The following is a 24,538-nucleotide window of genomic DNA, read 5'->3' as shown; positions in this document are numbered from 1 at the left end:
GGCGTTCGCCCTGTCCGGGGGCCGCGCCCTCTTCGACTCCCCTTCGGCTTCCTGAGATGAGTAGTTGTTCGACTGCGGGTGGGTGGGGGCTGGTCGCGCAGTTCCCCGCGCCCCTTAAAAAACAGGGGGCGCCCCATCCTTCGTGCCTGTGGGAAGGCTCGCGAGCGACCACGAACCGTTCGCGGCCCAACGGCTCACCCCGCCGCCGCGTCTCTCTCCGACAGCACCTGGTCTCTCACCGCCAGGCGCCGCAGCATCTCCAGCACCCGGTCCCGCGCCTCGTCCGCCGCGTCGATCGCCTCCATGCACTGCCAGTACGTCGCCTCGTCGTCCGCCCCGCTCGCCAGGCCCACGAGCGCGATACCGACCTCGCCCAGCAGACCCCCGAGCCGCAGCAGCGACTCGTGGGCGTCGCCCAACTCGGTGAGCTGGGCGGCACGTAAATCGCCCACGCCGAGCGGCGGGGCGCCGAGTATGCCGCAGCCGCTGCCGGCCAGCTCGGTCAACCCCAGTGCCTCACCGCGCAGTTCGGGAGGTCCCGAGACCGCGAGGCGGCTCCCGATCGCCTGGGCGAGGGCATAGGACTGCCACGCCTCCGCCATGATCTGAGGTCCCTCGACGCTGCCCGCCAGAGCACGCCTGCTCGCGAAGATGAGCCGCACCGCATCCATGCGCTGCCCCCGACTTTTCTCCGACGCGCTCTCACACGTCCGCCCGAACTCCTGCCTGTTCATTACCCACAGTGAGGGTCGCTGAGACAGAAAGCCAGAGGAAGCCCGAAATCTGTGGATAACAAGTCGGCTGTGGACAACTTTTTAACTCCGGAGAGTGACAACCGGACGGAGGCGCTCAGCGTCGAGGGTGCTCAGGGCCGCCCCGGCGCCGGGAATCTCCGTTCGTTGCGGTCGATCTTCGCATCCAGCGCTGACAACGGGTCGATCCCCAACACCTCGCAGAGCTGGAGCAGATAGGCGAGCACGTCGGCCACCTCGTCCGTGACGCGGTGGGCGGTCTCCGGGTCCGACATCACGCGCGCCGACTCCTCCGGGGTCAACCACTGGAAGATCTCGACGAGTTCGGACGCCTCGACGCTCAGCGCGGAGACCAGGTTCTTGGGGGTGTGGTACGCCTGCCAGTCGCGGGCCGCGGCGAACTCGGCGAGCCGCCGCTGCAACGCCGCCACATCCGGCTTCCGCCCGGACCCAGGACCCGGCGCGGCTCCGGGGCCGGGGCCGGGCTCTTGCACGGCTTCGGATTCAGGCCCGCGCCCCGCTTCGGATTCAGGACCATGCCCCGCTTCGGATTCACGATCTTTCACGGTTCAGGTCTACCACCGTCACCCCCTCCACCCCGGCGGCCCAGGAGGCGTCGCTCACCGCGCCGACGAGCCGGATGTGGCCGCGCTCGCACATCCGGGCCGCCAGTCGCACCAACTCCCCCGCCTGCCGGGGGTCGAGGCCCCGGTCGAAGCCGTCGGCGAGGACCGTGAGCGTCTGGAGGGCCGCCGGCACCTCCGCGGCCTGGTCGACCTCCAGCACGCCGGGACCGGTGAACAGCACGAGCGCCAGCGCGAGGTACCGCAACTCGCCGTCCCCGAGCAGGCCCAGGGCCGTCCGCACCCCGTTCCCCCGGTCCAGCACGGCCCGTACCGCACCGTCCCCCAACGGCTCGGCGAGCAGATCGAGGACCGGTCCCGCGCAGCCGTCGCGTACGGCACCGACGAGCAGCGCGTGCCGCCGGCCGCACTCCGCCCGCGTACGCCACAGCACGTCGGCGAGGTTGTCGCAGCCCCGGAGCAGCCGTCCGGAGCCGAGCGGCACGGCGGCGCGCATGCGGCCGGGGCGGGGATCGCAGGCGTAGACCGAGCGGAGGGCCACGACCATCTGCTCGGCGGCGGCGAGGACCCGGCGCTGTCCGTCCGTCTTGCCTGCCACGCGGAGCGGGAGCAGCGCGGTGCCGAGGCGGTCGTCGGGCAGGGGCCCGCGGGTGACCGGCGAGGAGCCGGCCGTGTGCCAGGCGGCCTGGACCACGGGGCGGCTCGGGTCGACGAGCGCCGTCTCCAGCAGGGTGAGCCCACCGCAGGTCAACCGCTCGCCCACGACACGGAGTTCGGGCTCGGCCTGGATGGCGACGTCGAGGTGCACGGGTCCTTCGGGGCCGTCGGCCGTGCAGCCGATGCGGAAGCCCCGGCGCCGCTGGGCGTCGGGGCGGGCCCGTTCGGGGACGCAGCCCGGCGGGTCGGGGAAGGCCTCGTCGAGGCGGGCGCCGCCACCGAGTCCGGCCAGTGCCTCGTACGCCCTGAGCGCGGTGGTCTTGCCGCTGCCGCTGCGTCCGGCGAGGAGGGTCAGCGGGCCGAGCGGGAGGAAGACGTTCCGGTGCCCGGCGAAGGCGGAGAGCCGGAGTTCGGTGACGCTCGGCCGCTCCGGACGCGCCCCGGGGTCCGCTGCGGGCACCACCGGCGACAGGGATGACACGGTCATATGCGGACACTAGGGTCCCGCCCCGCAGACAAACCGTTCCGCCGAGTGGATCTTCCTACGATCGGGGGAGCGCCCCGCCCGGCACGAGGGCGCCCGGCCCGCACGAGGGCGCCCGGCCCGCAGGGGCGCGCCCTGCGCCCCAGGCGCGCCCCGCACCACCGAGCACGCCGTGCGTCACACCCCGGGAATCCCCGCGCCCTCCATCAGCCCCCGCACCTCGGTTCCCGGTGGCGTGAGAAGGAACACGTTCCGGTCGACCCGATGCATTCCGGAAGCCAGGCCGAAGACCACACCCGTACTGAAGTCGAGCACCCGCTTGGCGGTGTCGGTCTCCGCGCCCGACAGGTCCAATAGCACCGGAACGCCCGCCATCAGCGTCTCCGCCACCTCGCGGGCGTCCGCGAAGACGTTGACGCGCAGCACCACGAAGCGGCGCCGGGCCTCGGTCTCGGCTTCCGGTATGGTCCGGTGGCCGACCGCGGACGGCCAGGCGTCCCGGCCCCGCAGCGGCACGACCTGGGCGAGCCCCTCCCACTGTTCGTCGGTGACATCGTGGCTGTTCACCCTGTTCACCGGCCTTCCCCCTGGCTCGCACTGAATGACTGCATCAGCCAATTCTTACGCATGGTCACCCGTTCGGCCCAACAGCGACACGGACCGCGACACGTGCGGTCCGGAGGACGACCGGAACCCGCCCTCACAGCCCCTTGCGCGGGCCTGTGTGGCGGGCGTAACGCCTCATGATCGGATCATGTGACACAGGCGTAACGGGCAATTCGTACGATCGAGCCTGCCGGGCGGCGATCCGGAAGCTGAGCGGAAGCCGACCGGCTGCCGTATCGAAGGGTGACCGACTGCCGTATCGGACGGCAACCGGCTGCCGTATCGCGCGGCAACCGGCTGCCGCGCCGGGCAGCGCCGACCGCCGCACCGACAGCCACAGCGACAGTTACAGCGACAGCGGCCGCGCCCGGTGGACCGACCGGACGACCGCACGGACGACCGACCGGAGACCCCGGACGCCGACAGAGAGGGGCCGCCCGTGGCCGCGCAGGGCCCGCAGAGCACCACCACCCAGGTGCGGACCGTGTGCTCGTACTGCGGTGTCGGCTGCGGCATGCTCCTGGACGTCGGGATGGGGCCCGACGGCCGCCGCACGGTCCTGAAGGTGTCCGGCGACAAGTCCCACCCGGCGAACTTCGGCCGCCTCTGCACCAAGGGCGCGACCACCGCCGACCTGCTCGCCGCGCCCGGCCGCCTCACCACCGCCCTCGTCCGGGACGACCGGGGCGACGAACCGGTCCCCGCGCCCGTCTCCGACGCGATCAGCGAGACCGCCCGCCGGCTGCGCGCGATCATCGACGAGCACGGGCCCGACGCGTTCGCCTTCTACGTCTCCGGCCAGATGAGCCTGGAGGCCCAGTACCTCGCGAACAAGCTGGCCAAGGGCTTCATCCGGACCAACCAGATCGAGTCCAACTCCCGGCTGTGCATGGCGAGCGCCGGCACCGGCTACAAGCTGTCGCTGGGCGCCGACGGCCCGCCCGGCTCCTACGAGGACCTCGACAAGGCGGACGTCTTCCTCGTCATCGGCTCGAACATGGCGGACTGCCACCCGATCCTGTTCCTGCGGATGATGGACCGGGTCAAGGCGGGCGCGAAACTGATCGTCGTCGACCCGCGCCGCACGGCGACGGCGGAGAAGGCCGATCTGTTCCTGCGGATACGCCCGGGGACCGACCTCGCCCTCCTCAACGGCCTGCTGCACCTGCTGCACGCCGACGGGCACACCGACCCGGACTTCATCGCCGCCCACACCGAGGGCTGGGAGGCGATGCCCGACTTCCTCGCCGACTACGCGCCGGACGCCGTCGCCGAGATCACCGGCATCCCGGCGGACGACATCCGCGCGGCCGCCCGGCTGATCGGCGAGGCCGCCGAGTGGACGAGCTGCTGGACCATGGGGCTCAACCAGTCCACGCACGGCACCTGGAACACCAACGCGCTCGTCAATCTGCACCTGGCGACCGGCGCGATCTGCCGCCCCGGCAGCGGCCCGTTCTCGCTCACCGGCCAGCCCAACGCGATGGGCGGGCGCGAGATGGGCTACATGGGGCCGGGGCTGCCCGGTCAGCGGTCCGTGCTCGTGGCCGAGGAGCGGGCGTTCGTCGAGGAACTGTGGGAACTGGCGCCGGACTCCCTGCGCGCGGACGGCGTCGGCAAGGGCACCGTCGAGATGTTCCAGAAGATGGCCGACGGGGAGATCAAGGCCTGCTGGATCATCTGCACCAACCCGGTCGCCTCGGTCGCCAACCGCAGGACCGTCATCGAGGGGCTGGAGGCCGCGGAGTTCGTCGTCACCCAGGACGTCTTCGCGGACACCGAGACCAACGCGTACGCCGACGTCGTACTGCCCGGTGCGCTGTGGACCGAGTCCGAGGGCGTGCTCATCAACAGCGAGCGCAACCTCACGCTGGCCGCGGCCGCCGCCGACCCGCCCGGCGAGGCGATGGCCGACTGGCGGATCATCGCGGCCGTCGCCCGGGAGATGGGCTTCGAGAAGGGGTTCTCGTACGACAGCGCCGAGCAGGTCTTCGAGGAGATCAAGCGGGCGTGGAACCCGAAGACCGGGTGGGATCTGCGGGGCGTGACGTACGACCGGCTGCGGTCGGGGTCCGTGCAGTGGCCCGCGGCTGCGGAGGACGGGCCGGCACGCAACCCGATCCGCTACGTGGTGGCGAACGGGGACGCGAGCGCGACCGATGACGGGGGCGCGAGCGATGACGGCGCGGCGGGCGTCGACGCCGGGGCGGGCCGGGGGCTGCTCTTCCCGACGGCCAGTGGCCGGGCCGTGTTCCATGCCCGACCGCACCTGCCGCCGGCCGAGATGCCGGACGACGACTACCCGTTCGTGCTCAACACCGGGCGGTTGCAGCACCAGTGGCACACGCTGACGAAGACGGGCAGGGTCGCCAAGCTCAACAAGCTGAACCCCGGGCCGTTCGTGGAGGTGCATCCGGGGGACGCGCGCGAACTGGGCGTCCAGGACGGTGACTCGGTGGAGGTCGCCTCGCGGCGGGGGCGCGCCGTCCTCCCGGCGGTGGTCTCGGACCGGGTGATGCCCGGGTGCGTGTTCGCGCCGTTCCACTGGAACGACCTGTTCGGGGAGTACCTCAGCATCAACGCGGTGACGAGCGACGCGGTGGATCCGCTGTCGTTCCAGCCGGAGTTGAAGGTGTGCGCGGTCTCCCTGGCGAAGGTGGCGGCACCGGCGAGGGTCCCGGCGCCGGCCGGCATCGAACCAGCGGGGGCGTCCGTGCCGGCGCACACCCCGACAGCGGTTCCCGCACCGACGGCGGGCTCCCTACCGGCGGCGGTGACCGGGCCGGCGGGGGTGGCCGTGCCGGCTCCCGTCGCGCCGGGCGCCAACCCGTTCGGCCTCGAACCCTCCCCACCGCCCGTCCTCTCCGCCCAGGAGCGGCAGTACCTCACGGGGTTCCTCGCCGGGCTCGGGTCCGGTGTGCAGGGGGTGCCCGTGCTGCCGGCGGACGCGCCGTTCGCGCCCGAGCACGCGGTGTGGGTGAACGGCGTGCTCGCCGGGATGTACTCGCGGTCGGCGGCACCGGCCGCGCCGCCCGCCCCCGTCGCACCGGCGGGACGTGAGGTCGTCGTGCTGTGGGCCTCGCAGACCGGGACGGCGGAGGAGTTCGCCATGGCGGCCGCCGAGCATCTGGGGGCGGCGGGGCACCGGGCGACGCTCGTCGGGATGGACGAGGCCGCCCCGGACCGACTGCCGCGCGGCGCCGACCTGTTGCTGATCACCAGCACCTTCGGGGACGGCGACGCGCCCGACAACGGCTCCGGGTTCTGGGACGCGCTGTCCCGGCAGGAGGCCCCCCGCCTGGACGGGGTGCGCTACGCCGTGCTGGCCTTCGGGGACTCCTCGTACGACGACTTCTGCGGCCACGGCCGCCGACTGGACGCCCGGCTCGACGAGTTGGGCGCGGTACGGCTGGCCCCGCGTACGGACTGCGAGCCGGACTACGAACCGTCGGCGGACGCCTGGCTGGGCCAGGTCATCACCGCGCTCGGCACGGGCGCGGACGGGGGCGACCGCGAAGGCGGGCTCACGACCTCGGCCACGACGACACCGGGCTCCCCCACCCTCACCGCTCCCCCGGCCACCGCCGCGCCCCCGTCCGCACCCCTCGCCCCCCGCTCCGCGAGGCCCGCGACCGCCGCCGCCCGGCTGGTCGGCAACCGGCTGCTCAGCCTGCCCGGGGCAGGCAAGGAGGTGCGCCGGTTCACCTTCGACACCAGCGGGACGGGACTGTCCTACGAGGCGGGCGACGCGCTCGGCGTGCGGCCGGTCAACTCCCTCGACCTGGTCGCGGAGTGGCTGGCGGTGACCGGTCTGGACGGCTCGACCCCCGTGACCGTGGACGGACTGGGCGAGCTGCCCTTCGCCGAGGCGCTGCACCGGCACCTCGACATCACCCGGATCACATCGGACCTGCTCCGTTTCGTCGCCGAACGCACCCGGGACAACCGGGAGTTGAAAAAGCTCATGCGTCCGGACAACAAGGACGGGCTGGCCAAGTGGTCCTGGGGACGACAGGCCGTCGACGTGGTCACCGAGTTCGCCGTGCCGGCCTCCGCCCAGGAGTGGGCCGGCGTCTTCAGGAAGCTCCAGCCCCGCCTGTACTCGATCTCGTCGAGCCCGCTCGTCGACCCGCAGCACATTTCGCTGACGGTGTCGGTCGTGCGGTACGAGAACCTGCGCGGGCGCCCGCGCGGCGGGGTCTGCTCCCCCTTCCTCGCGGACGGCGAGGCGGACCTGGAGGTGCCGGTCTTCGTCCAGCGCTCGCCGCACTTCCGGCCGCCGGCCGACCCGGTCACCCCCATGATCATGGTCGGCCCCGGCACCGGCGTCGCGCCCTTCATCGGCTTCCTCCAGGAACGGCGGGCCCTCGGCCACCGGGCACCCAACTGGCTGTTCTTCGGGGAACAGCACCGGGCGACGGACTTCTACTACCAGGACGAGCTGACGGAGCTTCAGGAGTCGGGCGTGCTCAGCAGGTTGGACACCGCCTTCTCCCGTGACCAGCGCGCCAAGGTCTACGTCCAGGACCGGATGCGCGAGCACGGACCCGAGCTGTGGCACTGGCTGCGGGACGGCGCCCGTTTCTACGTGTGCGGCGACGCCTCCCGGATGGCGAAGGACGTCGACCGGGCCCTGCGGGACATCGCGGTCACCCACGGCGCGATGACCGAGGACGAGGCGGCCGCGTACGTGAAGCAGCTGGCCACGGAGAAGCGGTACGTGCGGGACGTGTACTGAGCGGGTGCCGGTTCGGCGCGCCGCCCGGCGGTACGGCGCGTCCTGGCGGCTCGGCGGAATCCTGTGCCCTGGCGCTCAGATCCAGCCCTGCTGCCACGCGTGGTGCGCCGCCGCGTGCCGGGTGGGGGCGCCCAGCTTGGACATCGCGGCCGAGAGGTAGTTGCGGACCGTGCCCTGGGCGAGGTGGACCTCGACGGCGATCTCGGCGACCGAGGCGCCGGTGCGGGCCGCGCGCAGCACCTGCAGTTCGCGGTCGCTGAGCGGGCAGTCGTCCTCGGTGAGGGCGGACGCGGCGATGTCGGGGTCGACGTAGCGGCGTCCGGCGGCCACATCGCGGATGATCTCCGCCAGCCGGGCGGCCGGGGTGGTCTTGGGCACGAAGCCGCGCACCCCGGCGGAGAGCGCCCGACGCAGCACCGCCGGGCGGGCGTGCCGGGTCACCAGCACGACGCGGGTGGGCAGTTCGGCCCCGATCTCCTCGGCGGCGCGCAGCCCGTCCGTCGGCGGCATCTCCAGGTCGAGCACCGCGATGTCCGGGCGGAACTCTCGGGCCAGCCGCACCGCCTCGGTGGACGTGGCGGCCTCGGCGACGACCGTCAGATCGTCCTCCAGCGCCAGCAGGGCGGCCAGGGCGCTCCTGAGAAGGTCCTCGTCATCGGCGATGAGCAGCCGGATCACCGCGCCGCTCCCTTCGTCCGGTCACACGAATCCCGGGCGCCCGGGTCACCCGTGGGGTCGTGTGCGTCCCGTACGCGCGGCCCGCTCGCGCCATCGCCCGCGTCCCGTACGCGCGGCTGGCTCGCGCCGTCGTCCGCGTCCCATGCACGCGACCCGCTCCGCTCGCTCCCGGGGCCGAGCGGCAGGGAGGCCGTCACCTCGAAGCGGTCGCCGTCGAGGTGCCACGTCAACTCGCCCTGGGCCGCCCGTAGTCGCTCGTCGAGCGCGGTGAGCCCCGTACCGTCCGTGTCGGCGGGTTGTCCGTCGGCGCCGTCGTTGGTCATGCGCAGCCGGACCCGGCCGTCGACGACACGGCAGTCGACCTCGGCGTACCGGGCCCGGCTGTGGCGCAGCACGTTGGTGGTGGCCTCCCGCATGACCAGCCCGAGGAGATGCCGTCCGGTGTCGGTCAGGCCGGCCGGGAGGGAGGCGGGTTCGAGGGCCGTGCGGGCGTCGATGCCGGCGGCGGCCAGCACCTTGCCGGCGTTGGCGATCTCGTCGTCGAGCGTCGTACGGCGGTAGCCCCGCACCACGGCCCGGGTGTCCCGCAGGGCGTCCGCCGACAGCTGCCGTACCTCGCGCATCTCGGCGGCGGCCCGCGCCGGGTCCCGCTCCACCAGCCTGGCGGCCAACTCGCTCTTCAACGCGATGACTTGGAGGTGGTGGCCCTGGATGTCGTGCAGCTCGGCGGCGAACCGGAGTCGTTCGTCCTTGACCGCCGACTCGGCCTCCAGCCGACGCGCCCGGTCCAGTCGTCCGGCGATGTTCCACGCCCACAGCGGGCCCAGCACCATCCACACGGTGAAGGCGACGAGCCCGGCCGGGAAGAGCGCGGCGTGCGCCAACTCCCCGTCCCCCGCGGCCAGACTGACCGCACCGCCCGGCACCAGGGCGAGCAGCACCGCGCCGACGATCAGCGTCCGGCGGTGACGCGGGCCGAGGTGGGCCGCGCAGATCGCCACGGTCACGGCGGGCGCGACCGCCCACAGCTCGTAGTCGCGCCGGGCCAGAGGCAGCACCGCGAGCACGACCATGGCGGCGACCGAGACCGCCGTCCAGGCCCTCGGCAGCCGTGCGGGAGGTGCGCCGTCGACGGCGGCCGGAGGCGTCAGCCGCCCTCCCAGCAGCACCGCGCTCGCCACCACGTCGACGACGAGGGCCACGGCGACGGGGACGCGGACCCGGACGGGCACATCCGGGTCCAGGAGCCATTCGCCGTAGAACAGCACCAGGAGACACACGCTGGTCCCCGGCACGGTCCACCAGGTGAAACGACGAAAGCTGGTCAGCCCCGCCCCGTGCTCGCCGCCCGCCCCCTCACGCATCCGGCCATTGTCGCAGCCAGGGCCCCCGGGACCAGGGCGATCGCACAAACAGTCGGACCGAACCGACCCCACGTCGTCGCACCGACCTCGCAGCGTCGAGCCGCTCCGCATGACAGATGTCATGCCGAGACGTGACACCCCCACACAAGCACGTGCGCATACGGCACTACTGACGCCCCCTCTCCCCCAGCAGGCTGGCAGCAGTACGCCACCGCGGCCTTCCTCCCCCCGTCCTCATTCCTCCTCACCCCTCGGGAGAACAGCCATGTCCGCCACGCCTTCCTCCAGCGCCTGCGCGGAGCGGAGCCCGGTCCGGGCGCTCTCGCGCCGCTGGCCCACGATGCTCGCTCTCGCGCTGACGGTCCCGGGCCTGATCCTGAGCGCGTCGGCCGAGCCGACGCCCGCCGAATCCGCCGCGACGGTCGACGCCTACGCCGAGTTCCTGCCGTTGCTGCCCCTGCTGTACGTGGTCGTCCACCAGATCGGAACGCCCCGGGTGACCTGGCCGGTGCTCGCGGCGGGCGCGTCGTTCGCGTTCGCCCTCCAGGCCCTGGACCTCGTCTCACCGGCCGGCGTCATGCTGGGCACCGCGCTGGCGGTGCTGCTGTGGGGCGCGGCCCGACACGCGATCCGGAACACGCCCCGTAGCGCCCCCCGAAGCACGGCCGGAGCGACTCCGCACAGCACACCGGTCTTCGCGGTCCAGGCCGCCGGGACGGTCGTGTTCGGGGCGCTTGCCGTCACCGGGCTGATCCTGGACGCGGACCTGGGGCGCTATCTGATCGCGGCCGGCTGGTTCTGCCACGGCGTATGGGACTTGGCCCATCTGCGGACGCGCCGACTCCGGGGCGTCGTGGCACCCACCTTCGCCGAATGGTGTGCCGTCGTGGACGTGGTGGTCGCCGTCGAGCTGCTGTTCCTCGCCTGACGGACGACTTTGCCATCTCTTTACAACGCGTTCCCTCGCTGTCTCGTCTCTCCGCTCGGTACGTGAAGCCGCCGCAGGCCGGGCAACCGGCCGGGCGGCGGCCCACGGAACCTCCACGCAGCCGTCCCCCCGCCTACCCCGGCCGGGAGGGCGGCCCGCCCGACCCGACCAGAGAGAGCGACCCATGCGCCGAACCGTCCTGAGTGCCACGGCACTCGCCTTCACCGCCGTGCTGGCGACCGCGCTGCCCGCGTTCGCCGACGACACGACTCCGACCGCCGTACCGAAGGAGGCCTCCCAGGCGCCGACCCCGGCCCCGTCCGCCCCCGCCACGGACCACCCGGCGGAGACCGAGCCCACCAAGGGCACGGACGCCACCGACGCGAGCCCGGTGCCGAGCCAGGTCTCCGTCGTCCCCAGCGGAGCTCCCGACACCGGTACGGCGCCGAAGTCCGAGGGGTCCGGCAGCGCGGTGCTGGCGGGCACGGGCGCCACCGCGCTGCTCCTCGGCGGCGGCGCGGCCGTCGTTCTCGTGCGCCGCAAGCGGGCGAACGAGGCGTGACACCGCTCTCCAGGCGCGCCTTCGCCGTAGCGGCGGCGGCCTCACTGCTGGTGGGCTGCGACGACAGCCGCACCGGCCGCGCCACGACCGCGCCTCCCGAGGACGACGCGACCCCGCCGTCCTCACCGTCCTCGCCCTCGAACGGTGGCGCCGTGCGCCCCCTGGCCCGCTCCGTCCCGGTGCGGCTGCTGATCCCTGCCATCGGGGTCGACACCCCGGTCATCCGACTGGGGCTCGCCCCGGACGGCACGGTGGAGGTGCCGCCGATCACGGAACACGACAGGGCGGGCTGGTACGAGCACTCGCCGACGCCCGGTCGCACGGGTCCGTCGGTGATCCTGGGTCATGTCACGGTCGGGCGCCACGGAGACGGCGTCTTCCGCGAACTCGCCCGGCTGCGGCGGGGCGAGCGGATCGAGGCGCGCCTGGAGAACGGCACGACGGCGGAGTTCACCGTCGACTCCGTACGAACGATCGCCAAGGCCGACTTCCCGGTGGACGAGGTCTACGGCAACGTGAACCGTCCCGCGCTGCGTCTCATCACCTGCGGCGGCCCACGCACGGGCGAGGAGTACCGGGACAACGTGATCGTCTTCGCGACGCTGAGCGCAGCGAGCGCACCGAGCACACCGAGTTCGACGGTTCGGTGACCCACACCCCGCCCGCCCCCGCCCCCCTGCCGCTTGTCGCACCATCACGACCATGGAGAGCGTTGAAACGGTCCCGTGAGAAGGCCGCGTCCGAGTTGTTCGCCGCCCTCTACCCACGCCTCGCCGGCTGGTGCCGTCGGCTGGTCGACGACGACGAGACGGCCCACGAGATCGCGTCGGAGGCGTTCACCCGGCTCTGGGCCCGGTGGACGTCCGTGGCGGAGCCGCACGGCTTCCTCTACGTGACCGCGGCCAACCTCGTGCGGGACCACTGGCGCAAGCTCGAACGCGAGCGCAAGGCGATGCACCGGGCCACCGCCGAGGTCGCGGTGCTCCCGCCGTACGACCACGCCGAGCAGTCCGACCCCTCGGTCCGGCTGCTCGTGCAGTCGCTGCCGGAACGGCTGCGTGTGCCGATCCTGCTGCACTACTACGCTGACATGCCGATCCGGGAGGTGTCCGTGCTGACCGGACGCAAGGAAGGAACCGTCAAGGCCGACCTCCACGCGGCCCGCGAACTGCTCCGCGCCCATCTGAGGAGAAGCCTTGATCACACGCCCTGACGAGGGCCCGGACTTCGAGCCCGACGACCCGCTCACCGTCCTTCTGCGTCCCCCGACCGACCGGCTCGGTCCACCGCCGGGCCGCTACGAGTCGATCCGCCGCGGCGCCGCCCGCCGCCGTTTGGTCCGGGCCGCGGCCGGTGCCGGTGCCGCCGCGACCTGCGCGGTCGTCGCCCTCCTCGTCCTCCCGGCGCACCTCGGTGGGGACCGGGCCCCCGCGCCCCCCTCGGTCCCTCTGGCCCCGGCCCCCGCGACCAGCACCTCCCCGACTCCGCAGCCGTCCCGCACTTCTGACAGCCCGTCACCCGCCGAGAACCCCGCGAGTCCGGTGCCCTCGGACCCGCCCACCGAGAGCGGCACCGACACCACCGCCCCCTCGGCGACCCCGACCCAGGCCGCCCAGCCCTCGGCCCTGGACGGCACCCCCGGCCCGCCCTGACACGTGACCTTCGCCACGAAACCCCTTAGTAGAACAGTAGAAAACGCCCCTTCGCCCGACACGACGAACGTTCCCTGGGTACGGTCGTGGCAGCAGATCCAGAACGGTCGGTGACGGAGTCCCCCATGCAGGTAAGTCGGCGCGTACGCGCGGGTGGCACGCTGGGCCGTCTGCTGCTCGTCGCCGTGCTCGCCCTCGGCGTCTTCGCGATGCACAGCACGGGGCACCCCGGCGAGTCCACGCACACCATGGGCACCGTCTCCCACACGACGGCGACCTCACACACGACGGCGACCTCACACACGAGGGCGACGCCGGACACGCGTACGACCGGTGCGGAACCGCGGTCCTCGCACGCGCCGGCCCCGACCATGGACACGCAGTCCCTCTGCGTGGCGATCCTGCTCGGCACGTGGGTGCTCACCGCCCTCCTCAAGTCGGCGTTCACCCGCCGCCACGAGGAGGGGGCGGACCTTCTCTTCCGGGCCGCCACGACCGCGCGCCCCCGCCCGCCACCACGCGGGCCCGATCTCACACGTCTGTCAGTTCTCCGGCTGTAGGCCGAACCGCCCACGCGGGCGCGCGTCCTGCGCGGACCCGCGGCTTCGCCTGCTCACGAACAGCCCGAGAACGCACACCACGAGGTGAATCGACACCATGACCGCACCCACGCGCACCCCGCGCCGGAAGCACCTCCGCCGCGCCACCGCCACCGCCGGCCTCGTCGCCGTCGGCGCCCTGCTCCTCACCGCCTGCGGCGACGACATGAACGGCATGGACCACGGCAGCGGCAAGAGCTCGGCGTCCGCGTCCGCAGACGCCGGAGCCGACGACTTCGTCGACGCGGACGTCACCTTCGCGCAGATGATGATCCCGCATCACGAACAGGCCCTGGAGATGGCCGAACTCGCCGACGGCCGGGCGTCCGACGCGGAACTCAAGGACATCGCCGAGCAGATCGAGAAGGCCCAGGACCCGGAGATCGAGACGATGAAGGGGTGGCTGCGGTCCTGGGACCGGCCGACCGCCGCCGAGTCCATGCCCGGCATGAGTCACGGAGGTGACGACGGCATGATGTCCGACACGGACATGCGGCGGCTCAAGGGCCTGAAGGGCACCGAGTTCGACAAGCTGTTCGCCCAGCTGATGATCGAGCACCACAACGGCGCCATCAGCATGGCCGAGGACGAGCGGAAGAACGGCAGGAACGGTGCCGCCGTGAAGATGGCAGGCGACATCGTGAAGAGCCAGACCGCCGAGGTCGAGCAGCTCGACGACATCCTCGACCGACTCTGAACACCCCCGGCGCGGGCCGACGGACGGCCCGCGCCGGGCCCACACGCGACCGGCCCCGCGGCTGCCGAGGAGTCGTGACCGGCGAGAAGTCGTGACCGGCGAGGAGTCGTCACCGGCGAGCCATCTACTATGCCCCTGCGTATACGCGTGCGCGTCGACAGCCGGAAGGAGCCAGGGCCATGCGACGGCTGGGGGAACTGGAAGCGGAGATCATGGACCGCCTCTGGACGTGGAACCGTCCGGCGACGGTGCGCGAGGTCGTCGACGATCTCAACAAGACCCGCCCGCTCGCCTACACCACGGTGATGACCGTCACCAACATCCTCTACAACAAAGGCTGGTTGCTCCGGGGCAAGCAGGGCCGCGCCTGGCTCTACACCCCCGTGCGCAGCCGTGAGGCGTACGCCGCCGCGCTGATGGAGGACGGGCTGGACGCGAGCAAGGACCGGCCGGCCGCACTGGTCCACTTCGTCGAGAACATGACGGAGGAGGAGCAGGCCGCGCTGCGCAAGGCCCTGCGCGCGGTGGGACGGCAGGCGAAGTCGTGAACGCGGCTCCTCTCCTGCTCGGTTACACGGTGACGGTGGGCTTCGCCGCCCCTCCCCTGCTGCTGCGTGCCGCCTGGCCGCACCGGGCGCCCGCCCTGGCCCTGGCCGTCTGGCACACCCTGACGCTCTCCTTCGCCCTCGGGGCCGCCCTGACCGCGTACCACCTGCTCATGCCCACCGAGCACACCCACGCGGGACTCCTCGGCCTGCTGCACTCCTGCGGACTGGACCTGGGCGCGAGCGGACCCGGCCACGACACCGCGGGCCGCCTCGCCGTCGCCGTTCCCACGGCCCTCGGGGCGGCCCTCGCGGGAAGCTTCGCCTTCCATGTCGTACGGGCCCGTCGCGCGCGGGCCCGGCACCGGGAGGCGGTGGATCTGGTCGGCCGCCGCTCCGCACGGCTGGGCGCCACCGTCCTGCCGTACGACGTGCCCGCCGCCTACTGCCTGCCCGGCCGCCGCCCGAGGATCGTGATCAGCGACGCGGCCGTACGGCAGCTGGCTCCTGAGCAACTCGCGGCGGTCCTGGCGCACGAACGGGCGCACATCGCGGGCCGCCACCATCTGGTGATCGCCGCCGCCGCGGCGTTCCTGTCGGTCTTCCCGCTGCTCCCCCTGGCCCGCCACGCCCGCGCCGAGACGGCGCTCCTGCTGGAGATGGTCGCCGACGACCGTGCCCTGCGCGTCCACTCCGACGGGGCGCTGGCGAGCGCGATGTACGAGATGGCGGCGGCCCGGACGCCGAGGGGCGCGTTCGCGGCGGGCGGCCCGGCGGTGCTGATCCGGATCCGGCGGGTGCTGGGGCCACGTCGTCCGCCGCACCGCGTGTTCTGGGGTTCCGTCGCCGCCGTGACCGCCACCGTTCCGCTGCTGCCGCTCCTCGTCGCCTGCCCGCTCGGCGCCGTCTGAGGTCGCCGCCGTCCGACACCGCCGGCCGACGCCGGCGTCAGACGGTCATCATCAGCAGCATCGTCGCCATCGAACCGCCCATGCCGATGTGACCGGCCAGGCGCGCGTTCGGCACGGACAGCACGGCCGGGGTACGGGTCGCTCGACGGTGGCGGGCCTGGGCGACCGACCCGGCGGACGATCCGCCCGTCTCCCGCATCCGGGCACGTACGGCCAGGGCGACGGACACCAGGAAGTAGGCGGCCAGGACCCAGAAGGCGACCCGCCACAGGAGCGCGGAGCCCGAGGTCGCGGCGGCCTCGGCGACACCGTGGGCAGCACCCATGGCCTCCGTCCCACCGGCGCCCCCGTGGCCGTGGCCGTGGCCACCGGCCAGGGCGAGCGTAGGTCCCGAGGCGGCGCCCGGCATGGCCAGGGTCATCACCACCATGGCGGCGCTGCCGATCACGAGGTGGGCGCCGTGCCGCGCCTGCCGCACACCGCCGCCTACGGCATGCCGTACGGACCGGGCCACGCCCCCGAGACAGAGCAGTCCGAACACGGCCGCCCACCAGACGCCGTACGTGCCGTACAGGGTCGCGGTCGGCGGCGCCGCCATGACGGCCATCCCCCCGCCCATGACCACCTCGGCCCCCGCCTCGAACCGGCTCCAGCCTCTGACCAGCGCCAGTCGCACGAGGTTCCCGACGGCCACCCCGGCTCCCAGCAGCACCAGCGTCCAGCCAAGAAGGTGTCCAGCCACGTCCGCCACCTCTCACGGCACCCGGAGATCCGGGCTCACCGATCGTCGACCACTACGTACCTGCTTAGTACGCAGAGGCGGCTCGTCCGACTCAGAAGGCTGAACGACGCCGCACAGAGAACCACCCCAGGCACTTGGCCACACCCCTCGCCATATACCCCCTAGGGGTATACTCTGGCCGAGCGCTCGACGACGGGCCACCATGGACGAGAAGGGATGAAAGAGTCATGGACCACAGAGGCCACACGGAGCACGGGGAACACACCGAGCACAAAGACCACGCCGACCACACGGCGAACGGGGCCCACACCGCGTCCTGGGCCACGGCGGCGAAGGCGACCCTGCACTGCCTCACCGGGTGCGCCATCGGCGAGATCCTGGGCATGGTCATCGGCACGGCGCTGGGTTGGGCCAACGTGCCGACCATGGCCCTGGCCATCACGCTGGCGTTCCTCTTCGGCTACTCGTTCACCCTGTTCGCGGTGCGACGGGCCGGGCTGGGCCTCAAGAGCGCGATCAAGGTGGCCCTGGCCGCCGACACCGTCTCGATCGCCGTCATGGAACTGGTCGACAACGGCATCATCGCCCTCACCCCCGGCGCGATGGACGCCCACCTCGACGACGCCCTCTTCTGGTCGGCCCTCCTCGGCGGCTTCGCCATCGCCTTCCTCATCACCACACCGGTCAACAAGTGGATGATCGGCCGAGGCAAGGGCCACGCCGTGGTGCACGCGTACCACTGACGACGGGCGTGGAGACGCACCCCTCGCTGGAGATCACCGCGCGCGAACTGCCGGGCAACAAGCGGTTTGCGTCTGCCTCTCCCTCATCGCCCAGATCGGCGAGCAGATCGAAGCCGTTGGTCCGTCAGGATCGGAGACACGGACGGGACTCGGCGGCGCGGGCGGGACTGGCGGCGCGGGGGCCCGGGCGTGCCGTGGCACGGCACGCGGCACGGCCGCCGGCGGGCATCCTCGGCGGCCGTACGCTCACGTCGTCGTTCAGCACTCACCACGCCAGGAGGCCTGCTTGAAGACGACGCCGGGCACGAAGTTCCACTTGTAGTCGCCGGGGCCCGGGTTGTAGTGGAGGCAGTCACTGAACGTGCCGCCGTTGTAGGTCCACGTGAGCTGGATGTGGTCGCCGCCGGGGAAGGGCGTGCCGTTGTTGAAGACGGACCGGCCGCTGACGCTGCCGGACCAGTTGCCCTGGCTCTCCACGAGCAGTGAACCGGTCTGGTCCGGGCCGGAGTAGATGCAGAAGGCTCCTCGGTCGCAGCCGGGCGGGTTCGGTTCGGCGGACGCGGTGGGTGCCGCGATGGCGACGACGGCCAGGGCGGTGGAGGCGGACAGAGTCGCGATGGTGCGCTTGCGCATCGGGTTCTTCCCCCTAGTTCGGGTCCTGTTGCTTCGTTGCCCCCTCACTGTGGGCGACGGCGGTACAGCCGGAGCGCAGTGCCGGTTCAGTCCTGGTTCAGCCCACCGGCCGCGTTCACCGATGGGGCGCCGCGCTCGGATCCGCCTCCTCGACGGCGCGTAGTTCGGCGTACTCCCGAGTGCCGTAGAGCTGGAAGGTCAGCAGTGCCTCCCGGCGCAGCGCACGGGCGGCCGGCCGGTCGCCGAGGGCTTCGTGGAGGCGGGACAGGTCGCGCAGGGTGCGGGCGCGGAAGACCGGGTGCCCCAGCCGCGTCCAGAGGTCCAGTGCCTGTCGAAGACAGGCCGACGCGTGGTCCACGCGCCCCCGCGCCAGGTGCAGTTCGCCGAGGGTGCGCAGCATCAGCGCCTCGCCGAACCCGTCGTCCAGTTCCCGGCACACCCGAAGCGCGCCGAGCAGCTCGGGCAGCTCCGCGTCGTCGGGCCTCAGCCGGAGGCGGACCTTGGCCAACGCCTGGACGGCGTACGCCTCCATCAGCCGGTCACCGGCCGACCGCAGGAGGTCCAGGGCCTGCGAGCACAGTTTCTCCGCGCGCACCAGATCGCCTTCCGCACGGTGCACCAGGCCGATCGCCCGCAGCGTCAGCCCCTCGCCGCGCCGACTGCCGATCGACCGGTGGATCGTGAGTGCCTTGCGCAGGTGGGCCGTCGCCTCGGCGAAATCCCCCTTCTCCCGGAGAATGCACCCGAGGTCGTAGCGGGCGCCCGCCGCCCCCGCGGCGTCTCCGAGTTCCTCGAAGGCGGGCAGCGCCTGTTCCAGGCAGGCCGTCGCCTCGGCGAAGTCGCCCTGCTCCCTGCCCACGGCGGCGATCCCGGCCAGCGCCGTGGCCCGACCGCCGATGTCGCCCAGCCGCTCGAACCCGGCCAACGCGTCGCGGAAGTAGTGCTTGGCCTCGGCGAACCGGTCCTGTTCGTAACGCAGTTGGCCGAGTCCGGTGAGCATGACGGCTTCCCCGCGCGGGTTTCCCGCACGGCGGACGGCGGCGAGGGCGGCTTCGTGGGTGCGCTGCCACTCGTCGAACTGGTTGTTCACCCGGAACGACGCCTGGACGAGCGCCGAGGCCAGGTCGCACGCCTCCTCGTGGAGATCGAGGCGCGCGGCCAGCACCACCCCGGCCACCAGCGAACGGTGCTCGGCCTGGAGCCACGCTCGCGGAGCGGCCAACAGCCGCGCTCCGAGGGCCGTGTCGGAGTCCTCGGCCGTCCGAGGTACGAGATGCGCCACCCCGGTCGGGTCGAGGTCCCCGGCCCGGCGGGTGAGCGCGAGCCAGGTACGCAGCAGCCGTGACAGTGCGGCGGACCGGTCCCGCGGCGTGTCCTCAAGGTCGGCGCGTTCCCTGGCGTAGAGCCGGACGAGATCGTGGAAGCGGTACCGTACGCGGCCGGTGCCGTCCGCCCCCAACGGCTCCAGCAGATGCGCGTCCGCCAGCCGGTCGACCAGGCGCTCCGCGTCGGGCACGTCGATCCCCGCCAGCGGTGCGGCCACCCAGGGCGCCAGATCCGGTGATTCGAGCAGGCCTAGTCTGCGGAAGACCAGTCGTTCCGACGCCGGCAGCGCGCGATAGCTGACCTCGATCCCGGCGCGTACGTCCAGGTCTCCGCAGGCCATCTCGTCGAGCCGTACGTGTTCGTCGCGGAGCCGCTCCGCCAGCGCGCCCAGCGGCCAGGCGCCGCGCGTTCCGAGCCGGGATCCGGCGATACGGAGGGCCAGCGGGAGCCCACCGGCCAACTGGGCGATCTCGGCCGCCGCCTCGGGCTCCGCGGCCGTCCGTTCACGGCCGGCGAGCCGGGCCAGCAGTTCCACGGCGTCGTCGGGGTTCAACACGTCCAGGGCCACGCGCTCGGCAGGGTCCAGTCCGTGCAGGGCCTTGCGGCTGCTGATCAGCACGGCGCTCCCGCTTCCCGCGCCCGGCAGCAGGTGCCGCACCTGCTCCTCACCACCGGCATCGTCGAGCACCACGAGCACCCGCAGACCGGACAGCACGGTACGGAACGCCGCGGCCCGTTCGGGCAACGTGGGAGGGATCTGCCCCGGCCCGACGCCCAGCGCGCGCAGGAAGGCCGCGAGGACCTCGGCGGGGTCGGCCGACCGGGCCGGATCCCCACCGCCCAGTCCGGCATGCAGTTGCCCGTCCGGGAAGGCCACCGCGACCCGGTGGGCGACGCGCAGCGCCAGTGCCGTCTTGCCGACACCGGCCATCCCGTGCACGACACAGACCCGGCTGTGCTCCCCGCCGGCTCGCAGTGCGGACACCAGGCGGGCGGTTTCCGCGTCACGGCCGGTCAGCCACCGCGGCGCGGAGGGAAGCTGCACGGGGGCCTGTGCCCCGCCCCGCTCGCGTCTCCTCCGCGACTCCCACCGTGCGGGCCGTGCGTGCTCCTCACCGACGGCCGCGCTGTCGGCGGGCTCGTCGGCCGCCAACAGCCGGGCGTGGACGGCCCGGAGCTCAGGCCCGGGTTCGATGCCCAACTCGGTCCGCAGAAGATGACGCCCGTCCCGGTACACGGCCAGCGCCTCCGCCCGACGTCCGCAACGGTCCAGGGTGGTGATGAGCAGAGCCCGCAATCGCTCCCGAAGGGGATGCTCGGCCACCAACCCGGTGAGGTCCCCCACCAGTTCGGCTCCGCCGCCCAGCGCGAGCCGGGCGTCGAGCACGCGTTCCACGGTGGCCAGCCGTATCTCCTCGAGCCGCGCTGCCTCCGCACGCAGCGCCGGGGTGGTCGGGGCGCCGAGCGCGGGACCCCGCCAGAGCCCCAGCGCCTGATCGAAGAGGTCCGCGGCGCGGCCGTGTTCACCCCGTGACGCTTCCGAGTGCCCCTGCTCCAGCAGGGCCTGGAACAGCTGAAGGTCCAGCTGTCCGTCCTCCGGCTCGAACACATAGCCACGTGGCCGGGTCGTGATCAGCTCGCGGGTGTCCGTCCTGTGCAGCACCTGTCTCAGCTTGAGGACGTACCCCTGCACCAGTTTCGCCGCCGACGCCGGCGGCTGGTCCCCCCACACGGCGTCGACCAGCCGGTCGACCGACACCAGTTTTCCGGCGTCCACGAGCCCGGCGGTCAGCAGCGCGGTCGGCTTCCGCGGGAACGGCGGGAGCCTCTGCCCCCGAAACCAGACCTCGACGGGCCCCAGCACCCGGAACTCCACCTGTCCCCCTGGGCTCCCGCTCACCGTGGCCCACCGGTCGTGCAGGCCGTCGCTCGAAGCCCTCGCTCTCCACGATGCTCGTGCCACTCACCCGACACCAGACGCACACCGGCCAGGCCCCAGAATTGGCCGAACGCCACCGACCGCCGAACAGGTCCCCCGCCCCACACCCCCGACCAGCCGTAGCCCGGCGTCGAGAGCGACCGCGCGCCGATGGCGCCGAGACAGTTGACAAGTCGAGGGCGGGGAGACGGTGCCGCCGGTCAGCCGGCCGTCCGGGCGGCCTGTTGGGCTGCGGTGGGGTGGGGCAGCGGGATCTTCTGCGCGAGATTGTCACCCTCGACATCGAGGTCGGGAAGCAGGCGGTCCAGCCGGGCGGGAATCCACCAGGCCTTCTCCTGGGCGAGTGCCATGGTGGCCGGGATGAAGGTCATGCGGATGACGAAGGCGTCGATGAGGATGCCTGCGGCCAGTGCGAAGCCAGCCTGTTTGATCATGGGTTGGGCGTTGAAGACGAAGCCGGCGAAGACGGAGACCATGATGGTGGCCGCCGCCAGGACGACGGAGCCGGCCCGGGCGAACCCGCTGACGGTGGCGCTGACGGCGGTGGCACCGTGGACGTGCGCTTCGCGTATGGAGGTCACCAGGAACATCTGGTAGTCCATGGCCAGCCCGTAGAGGACGCCGGTGATGATGATGGGGAGCAGGCTCACGACCGGTGCGGTGGCGTCGAGTCCGATCAGGCTCTGCAGCCAGCCCCATTGGAAGACCGCCGTGGTGATGCCGAAGGTGGCGGCGATGCTCAGCAGGAAGCCGAGGGTGGCCATCACCGGGACCATGAGGGAGCGGAAGACCAGGAGCAGGACGATGAGGGAGAGCCCGAGGACCGTGGCCACGTAGAGCGGCAGGACGTCGGCGAGCCGGTCGGAGACGTCGATCGCCAGGGCGGTGAAACCGGCGATGCCGATGTCGGCGTCACGGGTCGCACGGATCTGCGCGCTCTTGTCCCGTACGGCGGTGACGAGGTCCTTGGTGGCGTCGTCGTTCGGGCCGCTGCCGGGGATCAGGCTGAGGATGGCGGTGGTGCCGGCCTGGTTCATGCCGGCCAGGGAGACCGATGTGGCGCCCTTGACGCCGCGCAGGTCCGAGGTCACCGCGGCGAGAGTCGCGGGGGTGAGGGGCTGTCCGTCCGTGGTGGAATCGACGGCGATCAGGAGGGGGCCGTTGTAGCCGGGCCCGTACGCGTCGCTGACCAGGTCGTAGCTGCGCCGCTGCCCGGTGTCGGTGTTGTAGCTCGCGCCGGAGGGCAGGCCCAGTTTCATGCCGGCGGCCGGCACCGCCAGAATCGCGGGGATCAGGATCGACGCCGCGAGGGCGGCGTACCTGTGCCGGACCAAAAAGGCTCCCCAGCGGGCGGTCCCTGTGTGCTCGGCGCCTCCTGTCCGCTCCTGTTCCCTTCGCCGGGTGCGGGCGGGGCAGATGCGTCCTTTGACCAGGCCCAGGAGGGCGGGCAGCAGGGTCAGGGCGAGCAGGACGGCGATCGCGATCGTGCCGGCCGCGACGAGGGCCATGGTGCTGAGCAGCGTGATGCCGATGACCAGGAGCCCCGCCAGAGCGATGATGACGGTGCTGCCGGCGAAGAAGACCGCGCTCCCGGCGGTGCCGAGCGCACGGCCGGTCGCTTCATGGGGGTCCATGCCCTGGTCGAGGATCAGCCGGCGTTCCCGGTTGACGATGAACAGTGCGTAGTCGATGCCGACGGCCAGCCCCAGCATCAGCGCCAGCACCGCTGCGAGTGAGTGGATCTCGAAGACGGTGGAGAGGGTGAAGGCGCCGCCGACTCCCACCGTGACCCCGGCCAGGGCGATGATCAGGGGCAGACCCGCCGCGATGACCGATCCCAGGGTGATCAGCAGGACGACGGCCGCCACGACGACGCCGACGATCTCCCCGACGCCGACGATGTCGGGGATCTCCATCATGGCCGCCGACGGCAGGACTTCCAGGTCTCCGGGTGCGGCCTGCTTCTCGGCGGCCCGGATGGTGCTGTCGATCGTCCCGGCGGGAAGCTCGAAGGTCTGCTGGTCGAACTGGAACTGCATCAGTGCCGTTGAGCCGTCGGCGGAGACGACGACTCCCGGCACCGGCTGACCACCCTGCAGCAAGGGGACGGGGGGCTTGCCGGAGGACGGCTTTCCAGCGGCTTGGGCAACCGCCGCCTGAGCCCGCAGCAGTGGACTGTTCGCGCCCTTGGCGACTTCCTGGGCCAGCACTTCCCTCGCGTCGATGACGTGGTCGTGGCGGTAGACGGCGTCGACGGCGGCCATCAGGGCGGACCGCGCCTTCTCGTCGTCGATCCGGGCACCCTTCGGAGCGGTGAAGAGCAGCATGCCCTGGCCGCCGGACGCCTCCGGCAGGGAGGTGGCCAAGCCGTCGATGACCTGCTGGGACGGGGTGCCGTCGATGCGGACCTCGTTGCTGAGCTTGACCGGATGGGTCACGAGCAGAAGGACGACCGCCGCCAGCACCGCCAACCATCCTCCGATGACGTACCACGGCTTGCCGTAGGCGAACTTCCCCAGCCGATACAGCAGAACGGACATGGCTCTCTCCCTCTCGTTCAGGCGACCTGACGAGCCAGGCCGCATCGCGAAGTGAGAGGGTACTATCAAAACGAGAGTGGACTATCGATACGGTAGGATGCTATCGAAGCGGCTCATCCGAGATCAGGGAAGTCACAGATGGCAACGACGGACGGCCGCGTGCCCCGGCGCAGGGTCGACGCCCGCTCCAGCAGGGAGCGCATCACCGCCGCGGGACGGACGGTCCTGGGCAGAGGCGAAGCCTCTCTGGAGCAGATCGCGGCAGAAGCCGGCGTGGGCATCGCCACGCTCTACCGCCACTTCCCGAATCGTGAGGCCATCGTCCGGGCCGTCCTCGAGGACATCCTCGAAACCGACCTTCTCCCTCTCGTCGAGCGAGCCGCCGACTCCCCGCACACACGCCAGGCCCTTCAGGACATCGCCACGCATCTGCTCGACCTCATCACCGAGGAGCGGGGCCTGGTCCCCTTCGCCGGCAACTTCGCCGACGTCGCGGTGGACGTCCTCCAGCGCTTCAGCGCCTCGCTCCACCCGCTCCTGGTGCGCGCCCAGCAAGCCGGCGAGATCCGCGCCGACCTGACCGCCGAGGACATCCCCCACTTCCTCGTCATGGCGGTCGCCGGCCTCGCACTCCCCGGCACCACACCCTCGCTGCGCGCCCGCTTCATCGCCCTCCTCTTCGACTCACTCAACCCCTCCAACGCCACGCCCCTGCCCCCACTGCTCGCCGGCAACGACGACCTACGCGCCTCGGTCGGCAACGTCGCACGCACCTGACCCCTCGGTTGCAGGACGTCCTCTCGGCACCCCAGCTACTGCTGAGACCCCGGACGCCCGGCGGAGCGTCACTCCGATTGA

22 protein-coding genes are annotated in these 24,538 nt (G+C 72.3%); 12 read left to right on the top strand and 10 right to left on the bottom strand.

The annotated features are described in order from the left end of the window. Window positions 1–194: 194 nt before the first annotated feature. From L3078_RS34735 to L3078_RS34720, 4 genes are all read right to left on the bottom strand, one after another. Window positions 195–671, bottom strand: a complete 477-nt coding sequence (locus tag L3078_RS34735) for a DUF6099 family protein (RefSeq protein WP_033525220.1) — start codon at window positions 669–671, stop codon at window positions 195–197. 194 nt (window positions 672–865) lie between these two features. Beyond that, window positions 866–1,246, bottom strand: a complete 381-nt coding sequence (locus tag L3078_RS34730; RefSeq protein ID WP_420864136.1) for a nucleotide pyrophosphohydrolase — start codon at window positions 1,244–1,246, stop codon at window positions 866–868. A gap of 58 nt (window positions 1,247–1,304) precedes the next feature. After that, the gene (locus tag L3078_RS34725; protein WP_239757880.1) at window positions 1,305–2,480 is read right to left on the bottom strand and encodes an AAA family ATPase; all 1,176 of its coding nucleotides are present in this window, start codon (window positions 2,478–2,480) and stop codon (window positions 1,305–1,307) included. A 174-nt stretch (window positions 2,481–2,654) separates the two neighbouring features. Next, window positions 2,655–3,044, bottom strand: coding sequence for a cell division protein SepF (locus L3078_RS34720; protein WP_239757879.1), 390 nt, complete (start codon window positions 3,042–3,044; stop codon window positions 2,655–2,657). Between the two features lie 478 nt (window positions 3,045–3,522). Between L3078_RS34720 and L3078_RS34715 the strand changes: the two genes are divergently transcribed. Further along, window positions 3,523–7,821 carry a bifunctional nitrate reductase/sulfite reductase flavoprotein subunit alpha gene (locus tag L3078_RS34715; RefSeq protein WP_239757878.1) on the top strand — a complete coding sequence of 1,433 codons (4,299 nt, stop codon included), beginning with the start codon at window positions 3,523–3,525 and terminating at the stop codon, window positions 7,819–7,821. Window positions 7,822–7,896: 75 nt separating this feature from the next. Here the strand turns inward: L3078_RS34715 and L3078_RS34710 are convergent, their stop codons facing one another. Together L3078_RS34710 and L3078_RS34705 are read right to left on the bottom strand one after the other, a co-directional pair. Further along, window positions 7,897–8,499: a response regulator transcription factor gene (locus L3078_RS34710; protein ID WP_239757877.1), complete on the bottom strand. Its 603-nt coding sequence runs from the start codon at window positions 8,497–8,499 to the stop codon at window positions 7,897–7,899. Beyond that, window positions 8,496–9,863 (bottom strand): sensor histidine kinase, encoded by a 1,368-nt coding sequence (locus L3078_RS34705; protein ID WP_239757876.1) that lies wholly within the window; start codon window positions 9,861–9,863, stop codon window positions 8,496–8,498. The genes L3078_RS34710 and L3078_RS34705 overlap by 4 nt, the downstream gene beginning before the upstream one ends. A 265-nt stretch (window positions 9,864–10,128) precedes the next feature. On the opposite strand from L3078_RS34705, the gene L3078_RS34700 reads away from it, so the two are divergent. The 9 genes from L3078_RS34700 to L3078_RS34660 all read left to right on the top strand — a co-directional run bounded on the left by L3078_RS34700 (window position 10,129) and on the right by L3078_RS34660 (window position 15,757). Further along, window positions 10,129–10,791 (top strand): DUF6010 family protein, encoded by a 663-nt coding sequence (locus tag L3078_RS34700; protein ID WP_239757875.1) that lies wholly within the window; start codon window positions 10,129–10,131, stop codon window positions 10,789–10,791. 184 nt (window positions 10,792–10,975) lie between these two features. Then, window positions 10,976–11,353 (top strand): Tat pathway signal sequence domain protein, encoded by a 378-nt coding sequence (locus L3078_RS34695; protein ID WP_239757874.1) that lies wholly within the window; start codon window positions 10,976–10,978, stop codon window positions 11,351–11,353. After that, window positions 11,350–12,003, top strand: coding sequence for a class F sortase (locus L3078_RS34690; protein WP_239757873.1), 654 nt, complete (start codon window positions 11,350–11,352; stop codon window positions 12,001–12,003). The genes L3078_RS34695 and L3078_RS34690 overlap by 4 nt, the downstream gene beginning before the upstream one ends. 62 nt (window positions 12,004–12,065) lie before the next feature. Then, the gene (locus L3078_RS34685; protein WP_239757872.1) at window positions 12,066–12,566 is read left to right on the top strand and encodes an RNA polymerase sigma factor; all 501 of its coding nucleotides are present in this window, start codon (window positions 12,066–12,068) and stop codon (window positions 12,564–12,566) included. After that, on the top strand, window positions 12,550–13,005 hold the full coding sequence (locus L3078_RS34680) for a hypothetical protein (RefSeq protein ID WP_239757871.1): 456 nt from the start codon (window positions 12,550–12,552) through the stop codon (window positions 13,003–13,005). Before L3078_RS34685 ends, L3078_RS34680 begins: the two co-directional genes overlap by 17 nt. 125 nt (window positions 13,006–13,130) lie before the next feature. Continuing rightward, complete coding sequence (locus tag L3078_RS34675; RefSeq protein WP_239757870.1) at window positions 13,131–13,565, top strand: DUF6153 family protein; 435 nt, start codon at window positions 13,131–13,133, stop codon at window positions 13,563–13,565. A 97-nt stretch (window positions 13,566–13,662) separates the two neighbouring features. After that, the gene (locus L3078_RS34670; RefSeq protein WP_239757869.1) at window positions 13,663–14,301 is read left to right on the top strand and encodes a DUF305 domain-containing protein; all 639 of its coding nucleotides are present in this window, start codon (window positions 13,663–13,665) and stop codon (window positions 14,299–14,301) included. Between the two features lie 179 nt (window positions 14,302–14,480). After that, window positions 14,481–14,849 carry a BlaI/MecI/CopY family transcriptional regulator gene (locus L3078_RS34665; RefSeq protein WP_239757868.1) on the top strand — a complete coding sequence of 123 codons (369 nt, stop codon included), beginning with the start codon at window positions 14,481–14,483 and terminating at the stop codon, window positions 14,847–14,849. Further along, window positions 14,846–15,757, top strand: coding sequence for a M56 family metallopeptidase (locus tag L3078_RS34660; RefSeq protein ID WP_239757867.1), 912 nt, complete (start codon window positions 14,846–14,848; stop codon window positions 15,755–15,757). Before L3078_RS34665 ends, L3078_RS34660 begins: the two co-directional genes overlap by 4 nt. A gap of 37 nt (window positions 15,758–15,794) precedes the next feature. Here L3078_RS34660 and L3078_RS34655 read toward each other — a convergent pair whose 3' ends face one another. After that, window positions 15,795–16,499: a DUF5134 domain-containing protein gene (locus L3078_RS34655; protein WP_239757866.1), complete on the bottom strand. Its 705-nt coding sequence runs from the start codon at window positions 16,497–16,499 to the stop codon at window positions 15,795–15,797. Window positions 16,500–16,726: 227 nt separating this feature from the next. On the opposite strand from L3078_RS34655, the gene L3078_RS34650 reads away from it, so the two are divergent. Further along, a complete protein-coding gene (locus L3078_RS34650; RefSeq protein WP_239757865.1) occupies window positions 16,727–17,242 on the top strand; it encodes a DUF4396 domain-containing protein in 516 nt (171 codons plus the stop codon). A 258-nt stretch (window positions 17,243–17,500) separates the two neighbouring features. Here the strand turns inward: L3078_RS34650 and L3078_RS34645 are convergent, their stop codons facing one another. From L3078_RS34645 to L3078_RS34635, 3 genes are all read right to left on the bottom strand, one after another. Continuing rightward, window positions 17,501–17,875, bottom strand: a complete 375-nt coding sequence (locus L3078_RS34645) for a peptidase inhibitor family I36 protein (protein WP_239757864.1) — start codon at window positions 17,873–17,875, stop codon at window positions 17,501–17,503. A 115-nt stretch (window positions 17,876–17,990) separates the two neighbouring features. After that, the gene (locus L3078_RS34640; protein WP_239757863.1) at window positions 17,991–21,101 is read right to left on the bottom strand and encodes an AfsR/SARP family transcriptional regulator; all 3,111 of its coding nucleotides are present in this window, start codon (window positions 21,099–21,101) and stop codon (window positions 17,991–17,993) included. Window positions 21,102–21,340: 239 nt separating this feature from the next. Then, window positions 21,341–23,680, bottom strand: coding sequence for an MMPL family transporter (locus L3078_RS34635; RefSeq protein ID WP_239757862.1), 2,340 nt, complete (start codon window positions 23,678–23,680; stop codon window positions 21,341–21,343). Window positions 23,681–23,818: 138 nt separating this feature from the next. Here L3078_RS34635 and L3078_RS34630 point away from each other — a divergent pair, with 138 nt between their 5' ends. Next, window positions 23,819–24,457 (top strand): TetR/AcrR family transcriptional regulator, encoded by a 639-nt coding sequence (locus L3078_RS34630; protein ID WP_239757861.1) that lies wholly within the window; start codon window positions 23,819–23,821, stop codon window positions 24,455–24,457. Window positions 24,458–24,538: the final 81 nt, after the last annotated feature.

This window comes from Streptomyces deccanensis (assembly GCF_022385335.1).
Lineage (GTDB): Bacteria > Actinomycetota > Actinomycetes > Streptomycetales > Streptomycetaceae > Streptomyces > Streptomyces deccanensis.
This window is presented reverse-complemented; position numbering and strand designations above follow the sequence as displayed.

Bases quoted from the DNA above. Each gene is read 5' to 3' on its own strand.
- L3078_RS34735 (WP_033525220.1), bottom strand. From the start codon at position 671: ATGGATGCGGTGCGGCTCATCTTCGCGAGCAGGCGTGCTCTGGCGGGC.
- L3078_RS34725 (WP_239757880.1), bottom strand. From the start codon at position 2,480: ATGACCGTGTCATCCCTGTCGCCGGTGGTGCCCGCAGCGGACCCCGGG.
- L3078_RS34705 (WP_239757876.1), bottom strand. From the start codon at position 9,863: ATGCGTGAGGGGGCGGGCGGCGAGCACGGGGCGGGGCTGACCAGCTTT.
- L3078_RS34700 (WP_239757875.1), top strand. From the start codon at position 10,129: ATGTCCGCCACGCCTTCCTCCAGCGCCTGCGCGGAGCGGAGCCCGGTC.
- L3078_RS34695 (WP_239757874.1), top strand. From the start codon at position 10,976: ATGCGCCGAACCGTCCTGAGTGCCACGGCACTCGCCTTCACCGCCGTG.
- L3078_RS34675 (WP_239757870.1), top strand. From the start codon at position 13,131: ATGCAGGTAAGTCGGCGCGTACGCGCGGGTGGCACGCTGGGCCGTCTG.
- L3078_RS34670 (WP_239757869.1), top strand. From the start codon at position 13,663: ATGACCGCACCCACGCGCACCCCGCGCCGGAAGCACCTCCGCCGCGCC.
- L3078_RS34665 (WP_239757868.1), top strand. From the start codon at position 14,481: ATGCGACGGCTGGGGGAACTGGAAGCGGAGATCATGGACCGCCTCTGG.
- L3078_RS34650 (WP_239757865.1), top strand. From the start codon at position 16,727: ATGGACCACAGAGGCCACACGGAGCACGGGGAACACACCGAGCACAAA.
- L3078_RS34645 (WP_239757864.1), bottom strand. From the start codon at position 17,875: ATGCGCAAGCGCACCATCGCGACTCTGTCCGCCTCCACCGCCCTGGCC.
- L3078_RS34635 (WP_239757862.1), bottom strand. From the start codon at position 23,680: ATGTCCGTTCTGCTGTATCGGCTGGGGAAGTTCGCCTACGGCAAGCCG.
- L3078_RS34630 (WP_239757861.1), top strand. From the start codon at position 23,819: ATGGCAACGACGGACGGCCGCGTGCCCCGGCGCAGGGTCGACGCCCGC.